The 396-nt window shown below is 43.2% G+C and carries 1 protein-coding gene; it reads right to left on the bottom strand.

The genetic code is table 11. The features are described from left to right. Positions 1-49: 49 nt before the first annotated feature. Positions 50-396, bottom strand: a 347-nt coding sequence (locus tag UF05_RS07675; RefSeq protein WP_048852364.1) for an SIS domain-containing protein, incomplete at its 5' end; no start/stop codon positions are given.

Here is a 396-nt window from a genome sequence, read left to right as displayed (position 1 = left end):
TGCGAGAAGAAAGAAAAGGTGAGCCAATTGGTATCACATTAATAAATGCTTAGTACTGGCTTAACTTTTCATAACGACTGTCTTTTAAGGCACCAGTCACTCGTTTTAGGTTTTCGCCGAAACCTGTACCACGACGAATTGTAAAGCCTGTGGCTAATACGTCGATAACGGTCATTTGAACGACACGGCGTGCCATTGGCATGTATACGTCCGTATCTTCAGGAATATCTAAAGTGATAGCCATTGAACTTGCTTTCTCTAATGGAGAATCTTTCGCAGTGATAGCGATGACAGTAGCACCGTTCTCACGGGCCAGATTCGCAATTTCAACTTGGCTTTTCGTACGACCAGTATGAGAAATGAGAACAATCCCGTCGTTATCGCTGCAGTTAATAC

Origin of the sequence: Vibrio sp. S457-15, assembly GCF_000960545.1 — a bacterium.
Lineage (GTDB): Bacteria > Pseudomonadota > Gammaproteobacteria > Enterobacterales > Vibrionaceae > Vibrio > Vibrio parahaemolyticus.
The sequence above is the reverse complement of the archived record's forward strand: the minus strand, read 5'-3'. Positions and strand labels throughout refer to the sequence as shown.